The sequence below is a fragment of the Enterococcus sp. AZ067 genome (genome assembly GCF_051715005.1).
In the GTDB taxonomy this organism is placed as follows: domain Bacteria; phylum Bacillota; class Bacilli; order Lactobacillales; family Enterococcaceae; genus Enterococcus_D; species Enterococcus_D casseliflavus.
Map to the genome: position 1 here is coordinate 3528364 of NZ_JBIOSY010000001.1, position 24133 is coordinate 3552496.

The following is a 24133-nucleotide window of genomic DNA, read 5'->3' on the forward strand; positions in this document are numbered from 1 at the left end:
CAAAGGCTCGCCTTAAAGCTGATCCAGTGCCTCGCTAATGGGGGTTTCCCCAGCTTGGACTTTGATGACTTTTTGATAAGTTGCTGGACGTTCCAGCATTTCACCTAACAAGACGGCGACATCCTCGATGGGGATCGCACCAGAGGTCGTTTCACTGATCTCGATCAAACTAGAACCTGGTGTTTCTTTCAACGCACCCGGCTGCAAAATCGTATAGTCTAGTGCGGTGTTGTCGATCAGCCAGCGATCAGAGAAAAATTTGGCGATCGTGTAATCCATCAATGACGCCATGCCTTCCCTTTGCCACTGTTCAGGTTCTAAGGCATAGGCTGAGCTAAGGTGGATGTAGCGCTTGATTCCTTTTGCTTCAGCGGCTTGCATCACTTTGACCGCACCATACAGATCAGATTGCAGCAAGTCTTTGCCTCGGGACCCCGCCACGAAGTATACCGCTTCCGCATCTGCGAATTTCGCCGCCATCTCTTCCGGTTCCGTGTGTAAATCAAAGAACACGGGCTTGATCGTCTCCGTTTCTGTGATTTTCTCACTGCTGCGCGCACCAGCATAAACGATGTGTCCTTGTTTTTCTAGAAAGGTGATCAATTTTTGGCCTACTCGTCCAGTAGCACCAACGACAAAAATTTTCATTTTCTTTGCTCCTCTCGTTTCTTTTTCCAACTCTTGCTAGTATCATCGTAGGACAAAAACCAAGATCCAACAACTATTCTGTTTCTAAACGAAGGGGAAAAAAGCACAGCACAAACCAATTCTTGCTGTTTTTCCCCATAGAAACCTATGTTTTTTAAAAAACACCCAAAAAAATGAAAAAAATTTTCTCAAACGATTGACAAAGCGTTGACTCTTTTGTAGACTAGGTAGAAATAATTTAAATATTCAGAAAATTCAAAATAAAGAAAAGGACGGTGACGTATATGACCCGCACCAATGTTAGCAAACGAATTATTTTATTATTATAGTCGGGACTGTTTGATTTTATACATTCAAAGAGTCTCTATTCACATTGCATCCAAAAAGAAGAACAGCTTCTTGAGATGGAGTGTTTTTTTATACCCATTTTCAAGAAAGCGGCCTTTTGCAAGCTGACACCTTGATGTCAGATAGATCCAAAACGCTCGTTGACCAACTGCTGCCGATTCCCCGCGGTTATGCACTGCACTTATTCTAAAGACCCCTTCTGTTTGGACACTTGATTTGTCAAGCAGAAAAAAGGAAGGATGATTTTTTATTATGAAAACCGTCAACACGATCGCTGCTTTTGTAAACAAGTATTTGATCTACATCATGATTTTATTGATGATCGTCTCTTATTTTTTCCCGCAACCCTTCTTATGGATTCCGCCTCGTACAACGATTCTTTTGAGCATCATCATGTTTTGTATGGGGATGACTCTAAACGTTGCTGCGTTTAAAATGGTCGTCTTACAGCCCAAAGCATTCATCTTAGGGGTGCTTTTCCAGTTCACCATCAGCCCTTTGGTGGCTTACGGCTTAGCGCAGCTGTTTGGTCTTTCTTCCGGTTTGATCATCGGTTTTGTCTTACTAGGCTGCGTTTCTGGCGGAACCGCCAGCAATGTCATGACCTTCATCGGCAAAGGCGATGTCGCCCTCACCGTTTCCATGACCACGGTATCGACCTTGTTAGCGACCGTCGTTACACCCTTTTTGGTTTATGTCTTGGCTGGTCAGTACACCGAGATCTCCTTCTGGGAAATGCTCTTGTCTGTCTTGCAGATGGTGCTTTTGCCGATCATTTTAGGGGTGATCGTCCACAAACTCATTGCCAAGCACATCGAGCGATTTCTGCAATCATTTGTGTTGATTTCTTCCGTCAGTATCTTATTGATCGTTGCCGGAACTGTCGCTCGCAACGGCGCCGTCATCGTCCAATCGGGCTTGATCGTGATTTTCTTAGTCTTGCTCCATAACTTGATCGGCTACGGCGCAGGCTATGGTCTGAGCCGTGTGATGGGCGTCAGTGCCACCCAAGCCAAATCCATCATGTTTCAATTAGGAATGAAAAATACCGGCCTAGCGATCTCGTTAGCCAATGCCCACTTTGCCGCCATTGCTGCAGCCGTTACCCCTGCCGCAGTCGGCATGGTGATCCATCAAATTACCGGACCAATTTTAGCCAATCTCGTGGCCAAGAAAGAAGGAGAAAAGTATGAGTCAAAGTATCTTTTTGCCAAACTACACAATCGGGGCGGACGCCTACGAAAAAGTAAATGACATCGTAAAACCATACGGCACCAATGCCGTGATCATCGGCGGAAAAACCGCCCTTGAAAAAGCCGAAGACAAGATCAAAGCCGCTTTAACGTCAGCAGTCCAAGTGACGGATACCTTGTGGTACGGCGGCAACTCGACCTATGAAAACGTCGATCAGCTGTTCGCTACTCCAAGTGTCCAAGCCGCCGATGTTCTATTCGCCGTTGGTGGCGGCCGCGTCTGCGATACCGTCAAAGTGGTTGGGGAAAAAGCTGGCAAACCAGTCTTCACCTTCCCAACGATCGGCTCCAACTGCTCACCAGTCACCGCGGTCTGTGTCATCTATAAAGAAAACGGCGAGATGCAAGGGCTGTTTTTCCCTTCGCAACCACCGACCCATGCCTTTATCGACAGTGAGATCATCGCCCAGGCCCCCGATAAGTACTTATGGGCAGGAATCGGCGATGCCCTCTCCAAAGAGATCGAATCGACGTTTTCAGCGCGGGGCGATCAGTTAGACTACACCGATGGGTTAGGCATCCAAATCGGCAAAATGTGCACGGAACGCTTATTGCAATACGGCACACAAGCCTTGAAAGACAGTGCCGCCAATCAGCCATCTTATGCCATTGAGCAAGTCGTCTTGGATATCATCGTAACCACCGGCTTAGTTTCCGTCTTAGTCGTCAATGATTACAACTCCGCCCTTGCTCATTCCTTTTACTACGGAACGACCGTTTTGGAAAAAATGGAAGACTATTTACACGGCGCATCCGTTAGTTACGGCGTTTTGGCCTTGTTGCAGCTCGATCAGCAAGATGCCCTCTTCCAGCGCATCTACGCCTTTATGAAGGAAAACAAACTGCCGGTTTGCCTAGCGGATATGGGCCTTAACGACACCAGCGATCTTGAGGCAATCTTAGACAAAGCAATGACCACCAATGACATCGTCCACGTGCCTTATGAGATCACGCGAGAAATGTTTAAACAGGCAATCCTAGACGTGGAAGCCTATCATGCCAAACAAAACCAAGCAGCATTGACAGCTGCCAATTAAATGAAACCCTCCAGCAATTCGTTGCTGGAGGGTTTTTGTATGGCCTTTTTTTCTCTTACGTTTGATTGCAGTCGGTTTGGATTTCATAAAAAATATTCATAGCAAGTTAATACGATACTACTCATTATCTAGGTCTTTAGAAAATATTAAAAAGCACAATCAGCCTATGATACGACTGAGAGACTGCTTACCTCCCTAATTATCTACTTGTGAATAAAAGCGCATGAAAAAGCAATCCTTGTTATACTTATAAATAACACGAATTCCTTAGAAAAGGAGGAATCCTTATGACCCGTTACAAACGATTTCGCTTTGTTCATTTAGGCGCTCTTTTGGTGTTGGGCTTACTCCTCACTGGCTGCAGTGCGGATACGGCACCAATTGAAGAACAACCGACTACCAACACCGCCACTTCTTCTGAACCAGCAATTTCCTATGAAACCTTTCCATTGCCGCAACCGATTTTAAACGGGGAAACCAGTGTGTCGGAAGCTCTCTTCGAGCGGCGCTCGCAACGGGATTTTCTTGACACTGAGCTAACACAAGAACAGCTGGCACAGCTTTTATGGGCCGCTGCCGGTGTCACTACAGAAGATGGTCGCCGGACAGCGCCTTCGGCTGGTGCCTTGTATCCCTTAGACCTCTATGTCGTGGTCACACATGTAACGGGGCTTGAGCCAGGGCTTTATCTGTATCAACCAGAGCAGCATACCTTAGCAAAAGTTCTTGCCGGTGATTTTCGGACCGCATTGGCGGAAGGTTCGTTGGACCAGCAAGCGATCCAACGGGCACCTGCCACATTGCTTTATACAGTGGTTTATGAACGACTGATCGAGCGCTATGGAGACCGAGGAATCGAACGCTATGCCTATATCGAAGTCGGTCATTCCGCCCAAAATGTCCTTTTACAAGCCCAAGCGTTAGGCTTAGGCGCTGTGCCGATCGGTGCCTTCACAGATCATGAACTCACAGAGCTGCTGCAGCTGCCAACAGAAAATGAACCCCGCTATTTGATTCCTGTAGGCGTTATTGAGTAGCACTGCCGACGAACGAAACCCAATTTTCATGGGACTGACGAACTGCCGTTAGAAAACGGCAACTGGCAAGGTTGATTTTCCCAGAAAAACCAGTAGAACCGAAAAACCACCTGCAAAAACAGCAGGTGGTTTTTCGATGGGCTTATAGTTTGTATGCTCGGACTTCTTCTGGTATTTCTTCTAGCGGCAACTCTTTCACCACCGCTTCGGTGCCTGCTGCCATCGCGGTATCGTAGTACCAACATTTGTATTTGATCGTATTCATGGTTTCTTGCAAGGCTGCCATTTGCTTTGTGACTTCTTCCAGACGTTCATGAAACAGCTGCTGCCGTTTCTGCAAAGACGCATCGCCTTCCTCGCCCCAATCCAAGAAATTCTTGATGTCTTTGATAGGCATACCAGTATTCTTCAAACAATCGATCACTTTGATCGTCGCTACTTCTTTTTCTGAAAACACCCGAATGCCGCCATTACTGCGGGCCAGCTTCGGAAACATCCCTTCTCGATCGTAATAACGCAGAGTCGAGATGGGGATATTAGTCGTTTGTGATACTTCGCCAATCGAGTAACTCACTTGCATCGCTCCTAAAAAAAATTTTGTTTATTGCTTGACCTAAACCTAACTTCAAGTTCTACAATTAAAATACACCGCAAACACTGTACTGTCAATCACCTATCGTCTCACAGGTTCACCATTGGCAGTAGCAGGATTCGCTGAAAAAATCATTCATTGGAGGAAATACAAATGACAGAAATCAAAGAAAAAGTTATCGTAATTATGGGAGCATCTTCAGGAATTGGGGAAGCAACTGCCGTTAAACTAGCCGAGCAAGGGGCAAAAGTAGTGATCGCTGCCCGCCGTGAAGAGCGCATCAAAGCACTGGCTGAAAAATTAGGAGAAAATGTCTTGTATCAAACAGCTGATGTCACCAATCGCGAACAAGTCCAACAAGTCATTGATTTAGCCATGACCTCCTTTGGTCGGATTGATGTCCTTTTCAATAATGCTGGCATCATGCCTCAAGGAAACTTGGCAGAGTTGAACTATGACAGCTGGCAAAAAATGCTGGATATCAATATCATGGGGGTATTGAACGGGATCGGCGCTGTGTTGCCCATCATGCAAAAACAGCAAGACGGTTTGATCATCGCCACTGACTCAGTTGCCGGACATGTCATTTACCCAGGTTCTGCCGTGTACAACGGGACAAAGTTTGCAGTTCGTGCAATCATGGAAGGCTTGCGCCAAGAAGAACGTGAACATGGCATTCGCTCTACCATCGTCTCTCCAGGAATGGTCTCCACGGAATTGTTTGAAACCGTCGGCAATGCTCAACTAGAAGCAGCCTTGAAAGAAACCTCTCGCGTAGAAGGCAACAGCCTAACGCCAGAAGATGTAGCAAATGCAGTGGTTTATGCCATTCAACAGCCCAAACATGTGGCGATCAGCGAAGTCTTGCTGCGCCCAGCAAAACAAACCGTTTAAGCTATTTCTACTTATCTACGAAACCTGCGACCGCTTCAGGCTGGTCGCAGGTTTTTTTGTCGTCAAATCCCACCGTTTTCCAGGACAAAATTGCTTGATTTTCTTGTAACACCCGCTTGTCCAAAGAATGTAAACCAATGGTTGCTTTATGTAAACGACTAGGTTCTGTTGCTACGGTGGAAATTTTTTTATACTTAGTACAAAGCTTCCGTATAAAAACGACCAATCAGAAACAAACCGGACGTTCTCCTCATGAACGATGAATAGCCAAGCAAGCGCGCAGCCCTACCTTCACCGTTGACTTGCAAGTACTGCCTTAGCTGTCCTCTTCTTAGTACTTGCTTTTTATAAAAGAATGGAGTGTGTATATGAATGTAAAACAGCTACTCATTATTGCCGAGCAACGAAGAAACATTACGAATCAAAAATTGACCTATGCCGAAAATTTCTTGGCTGCCGGCTACTCTGCTGCCGAATTGCTGGCAGACGAAACCTTTCTTGAATTAGAGCGAAGGGAAACCCAACTGATTGCAGAACGCAACGCCATTTTTTACGAAGAAGTCAGCCACAATTAATCCCCCTGTCCAATTGTAGGCGACGAAAAAGCGAAGGCTCAGCAGCACCTTCGCTTTTTTAACCCTCAAAGGCGTCCTTTGCCCTGAGGATCACGCTGCTTGATCGTCCAATAAAACAATCCTGCAAAGAAACCACCGAGAATCAGGAAATTCATGCCATATAGACAGTAGAGGAAGAAAAAGTTCAGCTGCCCACTACTCCAAAAGCCCATGATTCCCATTAAAACCAGACTGTTGACGCATCCTGTCAACACACAAACCGTGCGACTGCACTCCAAGCTTTGTAATAGGTATTTTGTAATTTCATATAACGGACTGACGAGCATTATCCCCAGCATGATTGGTAGAATAGCTGGCAACAAGTCTAAAACAGCGACATCTGTAGTAAACAACTGAAAAAAAGCAGGACGAAAGACCCAGATCAGACTGGCGATTCCAACATAAGCCACAAAAGAAGAAGCGAAGGCAATTTTCCCCACTGCTAAAATCTTCTGACGGTTTTTCTGTCCATTCGCCTCACTCGCAAAGACGGTCACTGCGTTGCCATACATCAAAGCAGGCAACCGTGCGATCATCAATCCTTGGCTGCCGATCGCATAGGCTGCCAGCGTACTGACACCCAATCGTGAGACGAAAGCTTCAAAAGCAATAATAAAGACTAAGCCTTCAAAGCATTCCTGAATCATTAAGGGGACCGCTTTTTTCAATAAAAAGGTGCGTTTTCGTGGTCTTTGTTTCAGCCCCCTGGCTAGACTTTCTCGTAAAAGAACCCCATAAATCCCCAGCAAGCACAAAGTCGCAAGCATATTTGCGATGCCACTGCCTAATACCCCCATTGCGGGAAAACCGAGATTGCCGTTGATCAATAGATAGCTAAGCAACACCTGTACCAACGCACTAATAATGGAAACACCGAGGATGTAGTTCGTTTTCTTTTCAATTTTTAAAAGGCTAGTAAAAACAAACGTGACTAACGTAAGTAAAATATAGGGAGACATGATTGCAAGATACAATGTTGCGGTCCTTAGCAGCTCCTCACTAAATCCGTAGACAACCTGCAAAATGCCGTGTCCAAAAAGCAGGAAAATCAGGAAAAAGCTCACGCCGATCGCGACTACTAGAAAAAGAACCGACGACAGATAATCATTTAACTGCGTCTCTTCTCTTTGTCCGACTGCCTTTGCGCCATAAATATTAAAAGCAAGGCCAATCGCACCTAAAATACCCGCAAAAGCATAGAGAAACCCGTCGATCAGCGCGATCGCCGCCAACGCTTCCGTGGATCTTCTTGAAATAATCGCTAATGAAACTTGCGCAATAATGATTTGAAACAAATTGGAAGCAATCAAGGGCAATGTAAAAGACTGTATTTTTTTGTTCAAAAAGCTCTCCTCTCTCATTCGTCATAACTGCGCAACACCCACTCGCTTATTGTGATTTTAATCACAAGGAAAGCGATCGTTGGTCGCTACATATACTCAACGACCCATCGGGCTTTTTGACGTTTCTCCCTCCATTTAACCATACAGCCTTCTCGGTGTATATTCCTTCGTAATTAAAAAACAAAACATACCGACAATCTCCGCTTATTTCCTCTATTGGCGTCGACAAGCAATCGCTGATGAAGAGTAAAAAGGTTCAGAAGAACATGCTGCTCTTCTGAACCTTTTCCATAGGATGATAAAAAACGCGACAAACCTTTCAAAAATCCCGTTATTTCTTCACGATCAGCTGAACGGCTTGATCGATTTTCTGCTTTTGGGTTTCCGTGTCGCTGTCTGGATTTTCCAAACAATTTTTCAAATTTTCAGCGACAATGATTCCCATAATACGGTTAACACTGGAACTGACGGCGGACAATTGCGTGATGACATCGACGCATTCTTTCTCGTCTTCGATCATTTTTTGAATCCCCCGCAACTGGCCTTCGGTTCGTTTTAACCGATTCAAAATATCTTTGTTGCATGCGGTCATCGTTTGATTTCTCCTCTCCATGCTGACATGCCGCCGAGGACATTGGTCACTTGAAACCCTTGCTGGCTCAAAAACTCAGATGCCATTTGCGAACGAGCCCCTGAATGACAGATGACATAGTAGTTTTTATCCTTCTCTAAGTCGCTGATTTGTTCTGTCAGCTCGCTCAACGGTAGGTTTTGTGCTGTTTTGATGTGTCCTTGTGCAAACTCATCGACTTCTCTGACATCAAGGATCTCAAGTGGTTCACGTTTTTCTTTTTGGGCAAATTCCTCCATAGATATTGCTTTAATCATGAATAATCATCTCCGGCTTAATAGTATTATACAACGAAAAGGCACCATCGAGGTTTTGACAATTGATGCCCGCTTGTTTCAAGATGCGTTCGGCAATGTAGCTTCTCAATCCGCTATGACACGTAACGACATACGAAACGCTTGGATCCAATTCAGACAACCGATCCCTCAATTCATCTAACGGAATGTGGAGCGCCTGTTGAAAACGTCCATTATTGGCTAATTCCATCTCTGAACGAACATCCAACAACTGCTTACCGTTTTCTAAGGCATCCGTCAATTCGTGCCACTGAATATTCTCACTGATTCCTTCCGCCAGATTGATCGCTGCATAGCCAAGCATATTCACTGGATCTTTGGCTGAGCCAAAAGGCGGTGCATAGGTGAATTCCAGTTCAGGCAAGTCAAAGATCGTTAAACCGCCTTTGATCGCTGTTGCCAATATATCAATCCGTTTATCGACCCCTTTGGCACCGATGCCTTGCGCACCATAGATTTTTCCAGTATTAGCATCAAAAATCAGTTTCAAATAAATATCCGTCGCATCAGGATAATACCCTGCATGGTCTTTGCCTGAAAGATGAACCACCTGGGGATTTAGCCCTGCCAGTTTGGCGCTGCGCTCACTCAACCCTGTGGACGCTGCCGCAAGATCGAATACGCGCACGATCGCAGTCCCGATACTGCCTTTGTTTTTGCGAGCCAGTCCTCCCAACACATCGGCTACTTGCCGACCTTGGCGATTGGCTGGTGAAGCCAGGGAGATCAACGTGTCTTCGTTGGTGATTTGTTGTTTCACAACGATGGCATCACCCACCGCGTAAATATCTTTCTTGCTGGTTTGGAATTGCTCATCTACCAGGATACCCCCCCGGCGTCCTAATTGGATACCAGCACGTTTCGCCAAATCCGTTTCTGGTTGGACACCAACCGAAAGAATCGTGACATCTGAGGCCAGGACCGTGCCATCCTCCAGAACGATTTCTTGCCCTGCTTTTTCAAAAGCGGTCGCTGACTGCGAGGTCAAAACATTGACCCCTTGCTTGATCAATTCATTTTTGACATACGCAGCCATTTCTTCGTCCAAAGGTGGCAATACGTGGGGTGCTTTTTCTACGATCGTTACTTCGAGGCCTTTTTTATGTAAATTTTCAGCGACTTCTAACCCAATAAACCCAGCGCCAATGATCGTTGCTTTTTGAGGCTTTTTGTCTTCAAGATGCGCCATGATTTGGTCCAAGTCAGGAACATTGCGCAAAGAAAAGGCGTTGGTTGCTTCTTCTAGACCTTTGATCGCTGGTACTAGCGGTTTTGCCCCCGGCGATAAAATCAACGCATCATAAGATTCCGTGAAGACGTGTTCGCCATGTTTGACCGTCACCGTTTTCTCCTCTGGCTCGATCGCCAGTACCTCATGAAAAGGTCGCACATCTAAGTTGAACCGTTTCTTTAATGCTTCAGGTGTTTGGACCAATAGGGCATCTCGCTCTTTGATCTCACCAGAAATAGCATACGGCAGCCCACAATTCGCAAAAGAGACAAAGGGACCTTTTTCAAAAACAATGATCTCCGCTGCTTCTTTAAGCCGACGTAAGCGCGTGGCTGCAGACATTCCCCCTGCTACCCCACCGACAATAACTATTTTTTCCATCATTACTTTCCTCCCTTGGTTGTTCCTCGCCATTGATTCATGCCGCCACGAACGTTGACCACATCAAAACCTTTTTTACTTAGGATTTTGGCTGCTTGTTTGCTTCGCATCCCCGATTGGCAAATGACTGCCAGTTTCTTGTCGCCTTTTTGAGTAAATCCAGCAATCTTGTTTAACGGTACATTTTTCGCATAGGCAATGTGCCCACTGCGGTACTCCGCCGGCGTGCGTACATCCAGAACCGTCCATTCTTTGGCTCCTTCTTTTTGTAAATCTGCTGTTGACATACTTGGTATGCGTTTAAATAGTGAAAACATTTCTTGCTCCTTTCGTATACCCCTTGGGGTATATTAAACAAGATGTTTTACTATTTGTCAACTAAGTGATTTTCTTTAAGAAAAGAAACTTGCTGATGCGCTCCTCCTCACTTGATACTCTCGTCAGCTGTCGGACAGCTACCGATCAAGCAGCGAAAGACCAGTATCATACATTTCCCTCCCATCGATCACAATGCTATAATAAAAGAAAAGATACATTGTAAAAATAACACGTATCAAATCGTTTACTTAGCAGCTGATCGCTTCGATTATTAAAGATGATTGGCTCCCGCCCTAAACAATAGCGATCAAAAAAACGACGCAAGCACCACTTTCCCTTGATTTATCAAGCAGCAAGCCCTGCTTTCTTGGAAACAACGCGGGTTTCGACTATGCTTAAGTCACATCAGCGAAAGGAAAAAAAGATGGAATTTGGCGAAAAAATCAAAGAAGTACGCACAAGAAATAACTTGACCCAAGAACAATTTGCCACTCAACTACACGTGACGAGACAAGCCGTTTCGAACTGGGAAAACAATCGCAATCTACCAGATTTAGAAATGTTGATTGCCATCGCCACGATTTTTCAACTCTCGCTTGATGAATTGATTTTAGGAGGAACTCAAGTGAACAAGATCACTGAAAAACTAATCAAAGACGGCAGCGAGACCCGACGCGCCAAACTCAATTTGATCACGACCTTGATCGGAACATTTTTACTACTATTCGGCTTTGCCTGCTTCTTCATCAAAGCAAGCGCCGTAGAATACATCGATCAATCCGGCATTTTACATGAAAATTTCTACCTGATTCCTGTAGGATTTTTGTTCCTATTGGCTAGTTTCGTAGTATTTGCAGGAACCGGGATCAGTTATTTTCGAGCTGTTAGGAGAAAATGACGCGAAAAAACTCGATTCCAGATGATGGAATCGAGTTTTTAACTTTTGTTTAATAAAGAATAGTCCCTTCAATGAACACTGTCCTTCAACCAAGCAGCATTTCCAGACTCTAACGGATAATCCACCCCTAAACGAAAATAGTCCCACAGTTAGCTATTCACCGCATAAAAACACAATTTCTAGGCACAAGCTCCCCTTTCAGATATTCCGATACTTCAAGTAAGAGGCACGTAAGTTCTCAATGTTTTCTTCATAGCGTTCTTTAAAGAATACAGAGTAGATGGAATCAAACAAAAATTGAAAAATGATCGTAATCGCAAAATCAGCGATCTTGTCTTTTTCATGATCGATCGGGCCTACTACGAGGTTGCGATCGCCATGATGATTGAGTAAGTGGTCATCAGATGAGCTGATGACCACCATTTTCACTTGATTGCCTTTTAAAATCTTTGCTAGCTCCAAGTGACGCTTTTGAACAGGATGATAGGAAGCATATATCGCAATGTCTTGGGTGCCTGCTGATTGTGCAAGTGAAATTTTTTGATAGAGATTTGCAGGGACTGTGACTCTGGCACCACAGCTCTCCATTCGATCTTTAAAAATTTTTGCTACATGCAGCTGCTCATCATCGACAAACACAATAATATTGACAGCATTGATCAAGTCCACGGCAATCTGTTGCAGATCTTTGACACTAATAAAAGTCGTTGCCAAAAACAAAGAACGCTCGTACAAATCTCTCAAGCTTGAGATGATGGTAAATGCAGAGTCCGTTTTTCCAAAAGGAATATTCAAATCTACTGTTTTATCTGCATGCTGTAATTGATCGGCGTATGAGGCAGTAACCATCAACTTTAATTCATTCAACCCAGAATAGCCCAACTTCTTGCAAAAGCGATAAATAGTTGCTTTAGAAACAAACGCCAATGAACTGATCTCCTGAATAGTCATCTGTGTAAAAGCAATTGGGTCTTTATTAATCAAATCAATAATATTGTGTTCTGTATCAGATAAATATTTAACACAATTCAGTTTTGCAAATAAATTCATGTCTGTATCTCCCAAATGATTTTGCATCGAACGATTTCTGGCATTTTTCTAAAACGCAGAGTGTCTCGCGTGCTTATAAAAGGTTTTGTTTTATTTTTTTCACTTTATTTAAATGATGATTCATCAAGGCACCGATCAAGTTCGCATCATTTCGAAATTTGCACGGAACGATCTTCGGCACCGCAAGCTGGTATGTGTGTTTCTCTTTCAACCGATCAATACTTTTTTGGATTTCTTGGATAAATCGTTTTTGCTCACTGATTCCACCCCCAATAGCAAATATCTCGGGATCAAAAATATACTGCAGGTTGAACAAATGAAGGGCAATCGTATCACAATACTTTTCTAGAACGCCTTGCAGTTCTTCGTCGCCTTCTTCAATCAGTTGAAACAGCAACTCACCACTAAGTGAGCCTTTTTCCACCCCTTTGACTCGTTCTGCCTCACTAACCAGTGAACGGACACTGGCGGCGGCACCGAAATAAACAGTTGGTTGTTGACAGGCATCGGTTTGCTGGATAAAACTGAACTCGCCAGCGATTCCGCTATACCCTCTATGCAGACGATTATTGATGATCAATCCGCCCCCGACGCCGGTACCAAAGACCAAGACGATACCATGATCTGTATGCTCTAGCGCTCCGACCCATGATTCTGCTAATGCCGCACATTTGCCGTCATTTTCGACGGAGATCGGCAAATCAGTAAATGTATGAAAGACATCAACAATATTTGTCTGCTCTAAAAAGGTCAGCACACCAGCTGAATGAGCATAGCCGTTATATACATCAATTTTCCCTGGCATACTGATGGCGATACCATCGACTTGCCCTTCGAATTGCCGAAAAATTTCTTCGACAGCGACTAAAAAGCAGGCTTTCTCTTCAAGAGGTGTTTTTACTTTCCCTTTGAAGAAAATCTCACGATCCCCCGTCATTAAACAGTATTTGATGTAACTGCCTCCTATATCATAAACAAGATAATTCATTGTTTACCCAACTTTCTCAAAAAATATTTCACCTCGGAATATATGATATCTTCCGAGGTGATAACCCATTATCGTTTTTGCTTTGCTAACCAGTGAAACAACGACTGGGTTTCATTCGCAATCTCACCATTATAAACTGGAATCCATGCCCAATGATCATTGTATCGATATGGTTCGCCCGTATCGTCCTGATAGTCGCCTGTTTCGTCTGTTACTGCATCCAGAGCAGTCAAGTGAAGATCTGGATGGTTCATCGCTTTTAGCGTTTCATATAATGGCTGACTATGCTCGTTAAAGGAAACGACTTGATCGTGAATGCCATGAGTCAACCAAAGTGGGATCTTCTTGAGGCCTTCAAGTTGTCTTTGATCGAGCCATTGTGTCTTATAGGACTGACAAATAGGAAAAGCTGCCGCGAAAAAATTGGGCTTTCTTAAAAGCAGATTGATGGTCATAAAGCCGCCATTGGAGCCGCCGCCTAAATAGATCCGCGTTGGATCGAACGTTTCAAAGGTCTGAACTGTTTCATCAATCAAACGGCTGACAGCTCGGGTATACTTGCTGGTGCCATCTTGAGTGTAACCGCCGCTTCCATCGTTCATCCACATATCTGGCACTTGAGGAACCAGAACATAGGCGCCACCAAACATCGCTTGTACTTCGGGATCAGCCCAAGCAACCACTTTATTGCCCAAAAGCGCAATTTCAGGATCGGTTCCGCCTTCGCCCGCGCCGTGCAAAAGAATGATTAGGGGATGCTTCCCTTTATCCTTCGGTTCAAAAAGTGCATGGTGTAAAGTGATCTCACCAAACTCAGCATCTTCATAAAAAAATTCTTTTTGCAGAAATTGCTCGGTCCCTTCATAAACGGTTTCTTCAAACTGTTGGTTCGTCAAAACGAGCTCGTTCAAAGAAGAACCATTAATACACAGAGGATTCTTTAGCGTGATCGTATACATCGTCTGTCGCTTTTGATTCAAAAACAGCTGTGGATTAAAGACAAAGGGTGATGTCAACGGGGCATCGGGATGAACCTGCAACGCCAATGTAACGCACGTCGTCGGCAGATCGACGGGTTGCTTTTGTCCTGTCGAATCAGATAAATAAGCCTCTTTGAGTTCGATCTTGCCTTTTATCTGCTTTGGCATTTTCGTCGACCAATCAAAGCCTTCTTTTTCTCCTAGTACTTCAAAAAACGAGGCATCTACTTGCTCATCGATCACTTGTCCAAAATCAATCACAATTTTATGGTTTGCCGGTCCCCAATCGTATCCTTGGCAATGGACGGAATACGTAATCTGGGTAGGTGTATCAGTCTCTGTCTTTGTCATAAAAAACCTCCAGGTTGAATCAAGACTTTGCTTGGATCGAGGTGCCATTAGACTCAATCACTTTTTTGTACCAGTAAAAAGATTTTTTCTTTTTGCGGGCAAAAGTCCCTTTTCCAGCATCATCCAAGTCTACATAAATGAACCCATAACGTTTTTTCATTTCCCCTGTTCCTGCAGATATGATATCAATACAGCCCCACGGTGTATAGCCCAGTAGTTTCACGCCATCATGTACAACCGCTTTGATCATCTGCTCAATATGGGCGCTGAGGTAAGCGATACGCCCATCATCGATGATCTCGTTTTGTTCGTTAAAAGTGTCAAGTGCGCCTAAGCCGTTTTCTACAATAAACAACGGCAGCTGGTAGCGATCATACAATTGGTTCAATACGATCCGCAAACCTGTCGGATCAATCGGCCACCCCCACTCCGATTCCTCTAAGTAGGGATTCTTTACCGCTTCCATCATATTGCCACGGCTCGTTTTTTCTTGTTCTTTTGTGGAGATGACCGCTGAATTGTAGTAGCTGAAAGAAAGAAAATCGACCGTCCCTACGCGTAAAAGATCAAGATCATCTGATTCCATGACCAGCTGCCAGCCGTTTCGTTCATACTCCCTCAAGGCATATTCAGGGTAATAGCCACGGCACTGAACATCGCTATACAGATACTTGAACATTCTAGAAACTTCGATTTCCCGCATACTGTCGTTTGGATTACAGGTTTCTGGGTACATACCAGCACTGGCAAGCATCATTCCAATTTGAAAATCGGGATTGATTTTTTTCCCTTCCATCACGCAGCGGGCACTAGCAAGAAAGACATGATGCAATGCTTGCGCCCTTTTTCCTAAGTCTTTTCCTTTGATCCCTAAAAAAACATAGCCATTCAAAAAATTGATTTCATTGAAGGTGATCCAGTACTTCACTTGCTCTTTAAAACGCTCGAACAACAAGACTGCATAATCGAGAAAATCTTCAATCGTGCGCCGATCCAGCCATCCTTCACGGCTTTCAGCTAAAGCCAGCGGCATATCAAAATGATTTAAGGTAACGATTGGTTCAATGCCGTATTTGAGCAGTTCATTGAAGATCCTTTCATAGAAGAGAATTCCTTCTTCATTAAGCGATTCTTTCGTTCCATCAGGAAAAATCCGTGTCCAGCTGATCGACATCCGATAAGCCTTGTAGCCTTGTTCAGCAAATAAAGCAATGTCTTCTTGCCAATGATGGTAAAAATCTGTGGCGCGATGGCTAGGATAATACTGATTTTCGTCTAAGTATCCTTGGCAATCCGCTGGCATTCCTTCATACATAGAAATGTTGCGGATTTTGCCTTGCGCATCTTTCACGGTAAGTTGACGGGGCTGTTCCTGACTGCCGCTGGTAACAATATCCAATGTAGATAGTCCTCTGCCGCCTTGATCAAAGCCCCCCTCATATTGATTGGCAGCAGTAGCGCCACCCCATAAAAATTCTTCTGGTAAACTCATAGTAACTGCTCCTCCTTTATTTCTAGACTGCCTCGGTAACTTTCTCGGTCATGATCTCAGTTTCGATTGCTTGCTCTTCCTCAAATGCCAATTTGTCCGCTTTTAAGAAAAATGGTAGATAGATCAACCCATTGATACAAATCGCAATGACTACCGCAATCACCCCTTTGATCCCAATCGTCAGGATAGGTCCTATGAAGGCGGGCATGATCCAAGGCAGCGAGATCGAAGGATTCAGCGTATCATACACCCCGAGATTGTAGCCGATGATCCCTAAAATTCCATTTACTAAAGAAGTACTGACCATCGGAATAAAGAAAATTGGATTCAGCATCAGTGGCAAACCAAACACTAGTGGTTCATTGATGTTAAAGATCGCTGGTGCCAAACTGAGTTTCCCGAGGGTTTTATAGCGCTGTGATTTTGAAATAAAGGGAATCAACAAAGAGATTCCTAATGTGTTGCCGGCACCACCAAGCGAATAAAAGGCCATTGCAGCTGTGAATGCCAAATGCGGCATCGGCTCCCCATCCATAAAAGCAGTAAGATTGGCAACCCCTGTAGCCATTAAGACCGGCAAGTAAATACTGAGGATCGTATTGGGATGGATCCCAAAAAACCAGAAGATCGAAATAGTGATCATAAAAATAATCGCCGAGATCGGTGTTGCCCCCAAGTTCATAATCGGTGCCCCGACCACGCCATTGATAAAATCAAAATAATCGCCCCACGCAGTTAGACTAAAGCCAATGCGGGTTAAGCAAACAAGTACAAATATAATAATGGCAATAAAGGTCGGTGAAAGCGACTGGGCAACCATTGGTGGCACCGAGTTTGGCAGTTTAACGACCAAGCCTTTTTTGTCCAATACACAATATAGACTAGACACCAATAGCGCAACGATCATCCCGCCGAAAATACCATTACTGCCGATATAATCGAAATTTAGACCTGCTACTTCGCCCCCATCATAGGGAATCACTTGTGGCATCAAAACGAAAAACGAAGCAAGCGATAAAATTCCACCCGTCACAGGATTCGAATTTCTCTCATTTGCGTTGTGGTAACCAATCATAAACGTCATATACAACGCAGTAATTTCCATTGTCACCTTGATAGTGGCACGCATATGTTCATCGATCCCAGTTTGCGCTAACCAAGCCAACCAAGGCTCAACGGGCAGATTGACTAAAATAGCTATCAGACTGACCCCCAATGTCAATGGCATGGTAGACATCGCCCCATATTGAATCGCTCGAATCGCTTTTATCTGACTAATTTTCCCCATTACAGGCATTATTCGATCATTGATGATAGATTTTGATTCACTCATAGTTTTCCTCCCTGAAAAAAATTGGCTTTTAATCACATCAAGTTTCTCCGGATAAAACTCTTGTAACCGATTTCAATATCTCGTAAATTATTGCTTATTTCAATAGGCAGCCTTGAAACTGAAACGTTTGTTTCACGATTCGTCATGAAATAGCGTGGAACATGAAAAAGAGGTCTCATTGTTCCCCGCTTCTTCAAAAACGATCTTCTGAAGACACGAGCAGCTCCTAGCATTCCCTCCTCACATAAAAACGGGGCATTACACACAAAAATCGAATGATCGTGGACAGATTCAGGTGAACGCACCGTCTCACTCACCCCCATCGCTTAATCACTACAAATCCTAGCAATTCGCTAGACTCTCCATCCATGCAGCCAATAGATTAGCACAAACAAAAAATAATCCCTAGCTGAGAAGATGCTATCCGCTAGGAATCATAGGGCAATCATATATGAGACTGATGGATCAGAAATAATTCATTCTTTTGTTCACTATCTTCCTTCAAAGAATCGGAACAAACAAGCCACTGATTTTTTCTTTTGTTTTCGTCAAAAGGCTTCTGGCTTGCCATTCTTCTTTTTCTACTAATTTTGCATGAGCTAAGTCTTCCATAAATTGCTGATTTAACTCTGTGATTATGTTAGACGGTCCATAGATGAACATAGATAACTCATGGTTAAGGTAAAAACTACGAATATCAAAATTTGTTGACCCGATCGTTGCAGCAAACTCATCGACGATCATATATTTACAGTGAATAAAAGCAGTCTCAACATAGGTGTAGACTTCGACGCCGGCAGATAATAAATCATCAATAAACGAATTCGTGCCATGAAAAGAAATTCCTCGATCCCCTTTTCCCGGCACAATCAATTGCACGTTGATCCCACACCGTGCTGCTCTTCTAAGCGCACCTAAACTTTCTTCATCAGGAATAAAGTAAGGCATGGCGATCTTAATCGAATCCGTTGCCTTTCCAATGAGATCATTAAAGGAATCCTTAATGATTCGCTCGCTATCATAGGGTCCGCCGTAGATTACCTGAACGATTTCCGAACCGCTTTGAACGTCGGTCTTCAACGGAAAATACGTAGCTGTCTGTGTCAAAAAATGAGTGACCGTTTCTTCCGTCTTATCAAGAAAGAGCCAATCATAAATAAAACACTCTTGAACTTCTAGAACAGCAGGTCCTTCTATCCGGATGTTTGTGTCTCGCCAATAAGAAAACTTACTGCCTCGCCCACTATATTCATTTCCAATATTCATGCCTCCTGTATGTGCAATCTCCCCATCAATAACGACCATTTTACGGTGATTGCGCCAGTTCGCTTTATTACTTAGCCAAGGCGAGTTCAACAAATCATACGTGCGCACCTCTACCCCATTCTTTCGCAACAATAATAACAATTGATTAGGAAAGGCGATCGACCCCACGCTATCATACATAAACCGAACTTCCACCCCTTGTTTAGCCTTTTCGACCAGAACATTTGTCAGCTCCTCCCCTGTTTCATCCCCTTTAACGATATAAAAAAACACATGCACATGATGCTTGGCTTTCTTGATATCTTCTAGCAAAGAAGCGAACGCCTCAGCGCCTTCATTTAATACAGTCAGATGATTATTGGTTGTGGGATATTTGCCTGAAAGATGAAAAATCTCAGTGGAGAGATCATGTTTCCCATGAATGACCTCTGAATGTTCTTGCAAAATAGCCGAAACCGTTCGCTGCACTTCCCGTTCATTTTGTATCTGCTGTTTGGGCAACTTCCTTAATCGAGGTTCACGACCAATTAAATAATACAACATGACTCCTACAATCGGTAAAAACAATAAAGCTAAGATCCAAGCAATCTTCGAAGTTCCATCCCTTTGATCAAAAACCACTAAGTAGCCACAAAGAAGAATCGCCAAAATTTCAATGGCCTGCCAAGCATAAATCATCTGATTTAAAAAGAGAATTAATCCAACCGTCACAAGTATCAGTAAAATCGTTAAAATTTTATATTGCTGTAATTTGTTTTTGATCATCCTTCACTCCATCCAAATATGCGCTTATTAATAAACGCTAAAGTAAAAAGCCTCACTATATACTATGATTATATACGTTCTCGTTACGCAAATGTAACTCATTTCATCCCCTACTACTCATTTTTTACCTATTATTTATTAAGAAGAGACGATTTGCAGAAACGAAACGGTAAATGACAAGCGCCTATTCAAATCGGTGCACCAATTAAAACAAACCCTGTAAGCATCCCTCGACTTGTTGCAACAGCAATTTTCTTTACGCAATCGCCAAATTTGAATAAATCCCATCTTTCCATTACTATAAACGAAATTCGATCGTTTTTTTGTACGGTTATACTATCAAGGAGGTTTGTATGGCAATTCATGTGATGTGGTTTAGAAAGGATCTTCGCTTAGAGGACAATACGGCGCTTACTGAGGCGCTTTTGTCTCTTCAAGCAAACGACCATTTGTTGTGTGTATTTCATTTCAATGAAAAGCAATTTCTCCCCGAGGCGCCAAGCCATGATTACTTTTTTAGCGCAGTTGCTCACTTTATCGAGGCTGCCAAAAAGCAAAATCTGACGATCCACCTATTGACAGGGACTTTGACAGAAGCCTTTGATCAGTTGTTCGCTTGCTATCCAGAATGGAGCCAGCTTTACTTCAACTTTGATAACCGTGGATTTGGTCGTAAACGTGATCTCTACATAAAAGAACTGGTCGAGCAAAAAGGCATCACTGTCCATTCTTTTGAAGACCATCATCTGCATCAACCAACAGAAGTCACCAAAGAAGATGGGACGTACTACAAAAAATTTACCCCCTACTATAAGAAATGGCTTCAATTGCCCAAACCGGTGTATCAAAAGCAGGACCTCGATTTTGAAAAAGCCGTTCATTTTGATGATGCCTCTCACTTCAGAGCAGGGACAGCGCTGCTTGCTAAGCTGCTAGAAAATAGAAAGACCGATTTTTCAACGATCGTTGGGGAAGACTATGCGCATAAACAATTGCAGGCATTTGTGCAAAAGCGTTTGGCCGCCTATGAAAAAGACCGTGATATCCCTTCGATCAAAGGAACGAGCCGCCTGTCCCCTTTCTTGTCTTTTGGACAAATCTCCATTCGGAAGGTTTGGGCCGCTTGCCAAGGAATGCCATCAAGCACTGGCAAAGCGACCTTTTTAAAAGAACTGGCTTGGCGAGATTTTTATCATATGATCTACTTCAGCCATCCTGAACAAAAAAACTATGAACTCATTGAGAAATATCGAAACATGGATTGGCAAAAGGATGAAGAGGCGTTTAACAAATGGCAAGCAGGGCAAACCGGCTATCCGATCATTGATGCCGCGATGCGGCAGCTGAATCAGACCGGTTGGATGCATAACCGTCTACGGATGATCGTCGCTTCCTTTCTAACCAAAGATCTACTGATCGATTGGCGGCAAGGAGAAGCCTATTTTGCTCGACAATTGATCGACTACGACGCTGCCAGCAATATCGGCGGCTGGCAGTGGGCAGCTTCGACCGGCACCGATGCGGTTCCTTACTTTCGAATTTTCAACCCCATCACTCAGGGGAAAAAATTCGACAAAGAGGGGACGTTTATCAAACAATTTGTTCCCGAACTCGCCCAGTTGCCGCTAAAATTCATCCATGAACCCTACTTGATGACTGATGAAGAACAAGCCGACCTAAAGGTAGTTTTAGACACCGACTATCCGTTGCCTGTAGTTGACCACAACGAAGCCAGAAAAAGAGCCCTCGATTTGTATAGTAAAATCGAACCATAAAAAGCTGCCATGGACTGCTCTCAAGCATTTTCGGTAGAAAAAACCCGCAAAGACGGTCTCTTACGGAGCGACTTTGCTGGTTTTTTATGAAACTGGTGCGCCCTTTTTCGCCTTTCAATAGTGAAAAAACAAACGGCACGTCTCATCAAGCTGTCTGCTGCTGGGCATACATAAAAGAAACATTTTCCATGCTGTGTTTTTTAATTAAGGTCTTGCTGTCTGCTTCCCCTCTTATTTCTAGTCGCTCTAAGCACCAATCCCCTGACGATTCATAGATCGAACCCCTTACTAGCGGCGTTCCCTGCTTTTTCACGACTGGCTAGCAACGTTTCTCCTTGCAAAACTGTTCGTCTGATGAAAGGTCATCTATAGAACCATTCTGTTATAATAGCTCCATATTTGAGGATAAGGATGGTTTATATGAAAAAAATAATCGGATTCATCTTAGTCGTACTTTTAGGGTTTGTTGGATACAAAGGATATGAATATTATCAATCCACCTACTCAGGACAAACAGCTTACGCGTATGTCCCGTCTGAGATTCCGCCTAAGGTCCAACACGAAAGTAAGAGCGGCATCGGCGACCAGTCTCCTTGGTATTCTTACGATTACACATTAAACTTTGTAAAAGAAGATGGCAGCACCCAAACCCTTGAGGTCTCACTATCAGAAGATAACGCAAAACCATTAACACCAAATTCTTATATAAAAGCGGTGATCAGTGAAAAGCGTGCAATAAAAGGCCCGAATGGCGTGGAAAAAGACGCAATTCCCAAAAAGGTTCTAGAGAAATTAGAAAATCAGAACTAACGATGCCAGACTCACATCATTATGTGGGTCTTTTTTTACCTCCTTCCAAAATCAGCATTTTGAATCCCTTCTATTATTTTCACGCTTGATGTCTTCTGCTCTGTTGCGATACGTTATACAAGGATACTGGACATTTTTATCTAGCAGAAAGCTGCTTGACTGACTCTGTTTTCATCTCGGCATCAATGACAAGAGCAATTCAAGCGCCTTTTCCTTTCCCTACTTCGCAGATAATTGAAAAAGCAGCGAATCACCTATCCGTTGACTCGCTGCTTTTTAACTAACAAGTGATGGCTCACACCACAAAAGAATGATATTTAGAATAAGCAATTTGATCGACGATCGCAGAAACCTGATTGACATCTAAATCGGCACCAATGGCGGTCACTTGATAAAATTGGTCATAATTGTTCCCTAATTGGGGGAGATTGGCATTGGAAATCAACAAGTCAAATGTCTCGTCCGGAGTATAGGGTAAAACAACAACATTTTGCTTGCCTTTTAGTTCATTTTTTAACAAGTAAATCGAAGCATCCGCCAAAAGACTAGAGCACATATTTAAGACCCCGATCCGTACCCGATATTCTTCTTTAGGCGATAACATATAAATTAAAAAGACTAGGCGTTTCTTGAGATAGTTGAGTTTCGTGGGCGTAAACAAGTTGGTCGGTGCAATAATGTGTTCCAGAATGTCTGAGATCACTTGATCTCGCAAGGAGTTGTGAAACAGCTTGTGGTAATAATTTAGCGTGACTCGATCGATGGAATAATTCACTCCATGAAAGTAATAAACTTGTGCGATTAAGGAAAAGACATTGGCTTTGATATCGATCGTCGTATGCGAGGCATCAAGACGATAAATGGACTGGATTGCTGCCATGACTTCATCGGTGATCTCAAAGACGGGATTTTTATTGGTGTACAATCCTAAGCGAAGTTCCTCGTAAGGAATCCCGCCCACCGTAATGAGGAAGAGACAGATAAAGAATGGCACGATCTTCGCTTCATCTACTGAGCAGATACATTTTTTAGAAGCATAGATCTGTCGAATAAAGTGACAGAGGGGCATCTCTTGGCAGCGCTCGATTTTGGTTTGTTCTTCTGGACTTAAACTTCCCAAGGTCGTGTGAGGCGTGACTTTTTTCATGATCACAAATAGCCAGATCTTCAACTGCTTTTGTTGCGCAATCGAGAGGGTTATTTTTTTCGCTAGCTCCGCCACCAGGTCATCGATCAAAACAGAATCGATCGCTGTTTCCCCCATTTTTAAAAAATTATAGTAAAAATAAATGCGTTGCGTCATCGTTCCCGCTAGCTTTTTGTTCTTTATCTTTAATTCAAAATGCTGCAGCAGCTGATTGCACTCTGCAATCACACGATTCAGTGTCCCGACGCTTATTTTTAATTCATCAGCTAATACGAAAGCATCATAGCCTGCATGTTGAAACAAATAATGGATAATTTGATATTTTACAGATTTTTTCAATAACGTGTCGGTCAAATCATCCAATGAGACGCTGTCGTTTACTTGCAAATCAAGGGTATAACGGTTGATTGCAAAAGAGACCTTCTCATTTTTTAGTTGTTGCTGAAGATTTTCTGATAGTTTCGTCAAGGTTGGCATCGTAATCTCTAATTCCCGACACGCATCACTTTTTTTGATATGACCCGTCGATAAATACAAGAATTTGAGCAAGATATACTCCAATTTCAAGTCTTTATCCAGTAAGTCTTCTTTATACATGACTGTTTTTCCTCCTATGTAAATCCTTATTCTTTTCGAATAGTTACAACCAATTTAC

Annotated in this window: 22 protein-coding genes; 8 read left to right on the forward strand and 14 right to left on the reverse strand. The window is 43.4% G+C overall.

What is annotated here, in order from left to right:
* Nucleotides 1–12: 12 nt before the first annotated feature.
* The gene (locus IGI82_RS16775) at nucleotides 13–648 is read right to left on the reverse strand and encodes an NAD(P)H-binding protein (RefSeq protein ID WP_005230609.1); all 636 of its coding nucleotides are present in this window, start codon (nucleotides 646–648) and stop codon (nucleotides 13–15) included.
* A gap of 600 nt (nucleotides 649–1248) precedes the next feature.
* Between IGI82_RS16775 and IGI82_RS16780 the strand changes: the two genes are divergently transcribed.
* The 3 genes from IGI82_RS16780 to IGI82_RS16790 all read left to right on the forward strand — a co-directional run bounded on the left by IGI82_RS16780 (nucleotide 1249) and on the right by IGI82_RS16790 (nucleotide 4323).
* Complete coding sequence (locus tag IGI82_RS16780) at nucleotides 1249–2250, forward strand: bile acid:sodium symporter family protein (protein ID WP_010748949.1); 1002 nt, start codon at nucleotides 1249–1251, stop codon at nucleotides 2248–2250.
* Nucleotides 2186–3286 carry an iron-containing alcohol dehydrogenase family protein gene (locus IGI82_RS16785; RefSeq protein WP_438842526.1) on the forward strand — a complete coding sequence of 367 codons (1101 nt, stop codon included), beginning with the start codon at nucleotides 2186–2188 and terminating at the stop codon, nucleotides 3284–3286. The genes IGI82_RS16780 and IGI82_RS16785 overlap by 65 nt, the downstream gene beginning before the upstream one ends.
* 287 nt (nucleotides 3287–3573) lie before the next feature.
* Nucleotides 3574–4323 carry a SagB/ThcOx family dehydrogenase gene (locus IGI82_RS16790; protein WP_438842527.1) on the forward strand — a complete coding sequence of 250 codons (750 nt, stop codon included), beginning with the start codon at nucleotides 3574–3576 and terminating at the stop codon, nucleotides 4321–4323.
* Between the two features lie 142 nt (nucleotides 4324–4465).
* On the opposite strand, the gene IGI82_RS16795 is transcribed toward IGI82_RS16790, so the two are convergent.
* Nucleotides 4466–4903 carry a MerR family transcriptional regulator gene (locus IGI82_RS16795; RefSeq protein ID WP_005230594.1) on the reverse strand — a complete coding sequence of 146 codons (438 nt, stop codon included), beginning with the start codon at nucleotides 4901–4903 and terminating at the stop codon, nucleotides 4466–4468.
* A gap of 165 nt (nucleotides 4904–5068) precedes the next feature.
* Between IGI82_RS16795 and IGI82_RS16800 the strand changes: the two genes are divergently transcribed.
* Nucleotides 5069–5809, forward strand: coding sequence for an SDR family oxidoreductase (locus IGI82_RS16800; protein ID WP_008380252.1), 741 nt, complete (start codon nucleotides 5069–5071; stop codon nucleotides 5807–5809).
* A gap of 368 nt (nucleotides 5810–6177) precedes the next feature.
* Nucleotides 6178–6384 carry a hypothetical protein gene (locus IGI82_RS16805; protein ID WP_005230591.1) on the forward strand — a complete coding sequence of 69 codons (207 nt, stop codon included), beginning with the start codon at nucleotides 6178–6180 and terminating at the stop codon, nucleotides 6382–6384.
* Between the two features lie 65 nt (nucleotides 6385–6449).
* Here the strand turns inward: IGI82_RS16805 and IGI82_RS16810 are convergent, their stop codons facing one another.
* The 5 genes from IGI82_RS16810 to IGI82_RS16830 all read right to left on the reverse strand — a co-directional run bounded on the left by IGI82_RS16810 (nucleotide 6450) and on the right by IGI82_RS16830 (nucleotide 10622).
* Nucleotides 6450–7766: an MATE family efflux transporter gene (locus IGI82_RS16810; RefSeq protein ID WP_438842528.1), complete on the reverse strand. Its 1317-nt coding sequence runs from the start codon at nucleotides 7764–7766 to the stop codon at nucleotides 6450–6452.
* A gap of 331 nt (nucleotides 7767–8097) precedes the next feature.
* On the reverse strand, nucleotides 8098–8358 hold the full coding sequence (locus IGI82_RS16815) for a metal-sensitive transcriptional regulator (RefSeq protein WP_005230585.1): 261 nt from the start codon (nucleotides 8356–8358) through the stop codon (nucleotides 8098–8100).
* Nucleotides 8355–8654, reverse strand: a complete 300-nt coding sequence (locus IGI82_RS16820) for a rhodanese-like domain-containing protein (RefSeq protein WP_010748942.1) — start codon at nucleotides 8652–8654, stop codon at nucleotides 8355–8357. Before IGI82_RS16820 ends, IGI82_RS16815 begins: the two co-directional genes overlap by 4 nt.
* Nucleotides 8647–10305 carry an FAD-dependent oxidoreductase gene (locus tag IGI82_RS16825; protein ID WP_438842529.1) on the reverse strand — a complete coding sequence of 553 codons (1659 nt, stop codon included), beginning with the start codon at nucleotides 10303–10305 and terminating at the stop codon, nucleotides 8647–8649. The genes IGI82_RS16820 and IGI82_RS16825 overlap by 8 nt, the downstream gene beginning before the upstream one ends.
* Nucleotides 10306–10307: 2 nt before the next feature.
* Nucleotides 10308–10622 carry a rhodanese-like domain-containing protein gene (locus IGI82_RS16830; RefSeq protein ID WP_005230579.1) on the reverse strand — a complete coding sequence of 105 codons (315 nt, stop codon included), beginning with the start codon at nucleotides 10620–10622 and terminating at the stop codon, nucleotides 10308–10310.
* A gap of 425 nt (nucleotides 10623–11047) precedes the next feature.
* On the opposite strand from IGI82_RS16830, the gene IGI82_RS16835 reads away from it, so the two are divergent.
* The gene (locus tag IGI82_RS16835) at nucleotides 11048–11521 is read left to right on the forward strand and encodes a DUF3955 domain-containing protein (RefSeq protein WP_115232929.1); all 474 of its coding nucleotides are present in this window, start codon (nucleotides 11048–11050) and stop codon (nucleotides 11519–11521) included.
* A 198-nt stretch (nucleotides 11522–11719) separates the two neighbouring features.
* Here the strand turns inward: IGI82_RS16835 and IGI82_RS16840 are convergent, their stop codons facing one another.
* The 6 genes from IGI82_RS16840 to cls all read right to left on the reverse strand — a co-directional run bounded on the left by IGI82_RS16840 (nucleotide 11720) and on the right by cls (nucleotide 19746).
* Nucleotides 11720–12571, reverse strand: coding sequence for a MurR/RpiR family transcriptional regulator (locus IGI82_RS16840; RefSeq protein WP_413130837.1), 852 nt, complete (start codon nucleotides 12569–12571; stop codon nucleotides 11720–11722).
* 73 nt (nucleotides 12572–12644) lie between these two features.
* Nucleotides 12645–13559, reverse strand: coding sequence for an ROK family protein (locus IGI82_RS16845; RefSeq protein ID WP_438842530.1), 915 nt, complete (start codon nucleotides 13557–13559; stop codon nucleotides 12645–12647).
* A 68-nt stretch (nucleotides 13560–13627) separates the two neighbouring features.
* Nucleotides 13628–14890, reverse strand: a complete 1263-nt coding sequence (locus IGI82_RS16850; protein ID WP_429947869.1) for a prolyl oligopeptidase family serine peptidase — start codon at nucleotides 14888–14890, stop codon at nucleotides 13628–13630.
* Between the two features lie 19 nt (nucleotides 14891–14909).
* A complete protein-coding gene (locus tag IGI82_RS16855) occupies nucleotides 14910–16382 on the reverse strand; it encodes a glycoside hydrolase family 1 protein (protein ID WP_438842531.1) in 1473 nt (490 codons plus the stop codon).
* 22 nt (nucleotides 16383–16404) lie between these two features.
* On the reverse strand, nucleotides 16405–17715 hold the full coding sequence (locus IGI82_RS16860) for a PTS sugar transporter subunit IIC (protein WP_438842532.1): 1311 nt from the start codon (nucleotides 17713–17715) through the stop codon (nucleotides 16405–16407).
* Nucleotides 17716–18216: 501 nt separating this feature from the next.
* Nucleotides 18217–19746, reverse strand: coding sequence for a cardiolipin synthase (gene cls / locus IGI82_RS16865; protein ID WP_115232935.1), 1530 nt, complete (start codon nucleotides 19744–19746; stop codon nucleotides 18217–18219).
* Between the two features lie 353 nt (nucleotides 19747–20099).
* On the opposite strand from cls, the gene IGI82_RS16870 reads away from it, so the two are divergent.
* Complete coding sequence (locus IGI82_RS16870; protein ID WP_115232936.1) at nucleotides 20100–21521, forward strand: cryptochrome/photolyase family protein; 1422 nt, start codon at nucleotides 20100–20102, stop codon at nucleotides 21519–21521.
* Between the two features lie 411 nt (nucleotides 21522–21932).
* Nucleotides 21933–22331 (forward strand): YxeA family protein, encoded by a 399-nt coding sequence (locus IGI82_RS16875; RefSeq protein WP_115232937.1) that lies wholly within the window; start codon nucleotides 21933–21935, stop codon nucleotides 22329–22331.
* Between the two features lie 295 nt (nucleotides 22332–22626).
* Here IGI82_RS16875 and IGI82_RS16880 read toward each other — a convergent pair whose 3' ends face one another.
* On the reverse strand, nucleotides 22627–24075 hold the full coding sequence (locus IGI82_RS16880) for a helix-turn-helix domain-containing protein (RefSeq protein ID WP_438842533.1): 1449 nt from the start codon (nucleotides 24073–24075) through the stop codon (nucleotides 22627–22629).
* Nucleotides 24076–24133 lie beyond the last annotated feature (58 nt).

Bases quoted from the DNA above. Each gene is read 5' to 3' on its own strand.
- IGI82_RS16775 (WP_005230609.1), bottom strand. From the start codon at position 648: ATGAAAATTTTTGTCGTTGGTGCTACTGGACGAGTAGGCCAAAAATTG.
- IGI82_RS16780 (WP_010748949.1), top strand. From the start codon at position 1,249: ATGAAAACCGTCAACACGATCGCTGCTTTTGTAAACAAGTATTTGATC.
- IGI82_RS16785 (WP_438842526.1), top strand. From the start codon at position 2,186: ATGAGTCAAAGTATCTTTTTGCCAAACTACACAATCGGGGCGGACGCC.
- IGI82_RS16790 (WP_438842527.1), top strand. From the start codon at position 3,574: ATGACCCGTTACAAACGATTTCGCTTTGTTCATTTAGGCGCTCTTTTG.
- IGI82_RS16795 (WP_005230594.1), bottom strand. From the start codon at position 4,903: ATGCAAGTGAGTTACTCGATTGGCGAAGTATCACAAACGACTAATATC.
- IGI82_RS16800 (WP_008380252.1), top strand. From the start codon at position 5,069: ATGACAGAAATCAAAGAAAAAGTTATCGTAATTATGGGAGCATCTTCA.
- IGI82_RS16805 (WP_005230591.1), top strand. From the start codon at position 6,178: ATGAATGTAAAACAGCTACTCATTATTGCCGAGCAACGAAGAAACATT.
- IGI82_RS16815 (WP_005230585.1), bottom strand. From the start codon at position 8,358: ATGACCGCATGCAACAAAGATATTTTGAATCGGTTAAAACGAACCGAA.
- IGI82_RS16820 (WP_010748942.1), bottom strand. From the start codon at position 8,654: ATGATTAAAGCAATATCTATGGAGGAATTTGCCCAAAAAGAAAAACGT.
- IGI82_RS16825 (WP_438842529.1), bottom strand. From the start codon at position 10,305: ATGGAAAAAATAGTTATTGTCGGTGGGGTAGCAGGGGGAATGTCTGCA.
- IGI82_RS16830 (WP_005230579.1), bottom strand. From the start codon at position 10,622: ATGTTTTCACTATTTAAACGCATACCAAGTATGTCAACAGCAGATTTA.
- IGI82_RS16835 (WP_115232929.1), top strand. From the start codon at position 11,048: ATGGAATTTGGCGAAAAAATCAAAGAAGTACGCACAAGAAATAACTTG.
- IGI82_RS16840 (WP_413130837.1), bottom strand. From the start codon at position 12,571: ATGAATTTATTTGCAAAACTGAATTGTGTTAAATATTTATCTGATACA.
- IGI82_RS16845 (WP_438842530.1), bottom strand. From the start codon at position 13,559: ATGAATTATCTTGTTTATGATATAGGAGGCAGTTACATCAAATACTGT.
- IGI82_RS16850 (WP_429947869.1), bottom strand. From the start codon at position 14,890: ATGACAAAGACAGAGACTGATACACCTACCCAGATTACGTATTCCGTC.
- IGI82_RS16855 (WP_438842531.1), bottom strand. From the start codon at position 16,382: ATGAGTTTACCAGAAGAATTTTTATGGGGTGGCGCTACTGCTGCCAAT.
- IGI82_RS16860 (WP_438842532.1), bottom strand. From the start codon at position 17,715: ATGAGTGAATCAAAATCTATCATCAATGATCGAATAATGCCTGTAATG.
- cls (WP_115232935.1), bottom strand. From the start codon at position 19,746: ATGATCAAAAACAAATTACAGCAATATAAAATTTTAACGATTTTACTG.
- IGI82_RS16870 (WP_115232936.1), top strand. From the start codon at position 20,100: ATGGCAATTCATGTGATGTGGTTTAGAAAGGATCTTCGCTTAGAGGAC.
- IGI82_RS16875 (WP_115232937.1), top strand. From the start codon at position 21,933: ATGGTTTATATGAAAAAAATAATCGGATTCATCTTAGTCGTACTTTTA.
- IGI82_RS16880 (WP_438842533.1), bottom strand. From the start codon at position 24,075: ATGTATAAAGAAGACTTACTGGATAAAGACTTGAAATTGGAGTATATC.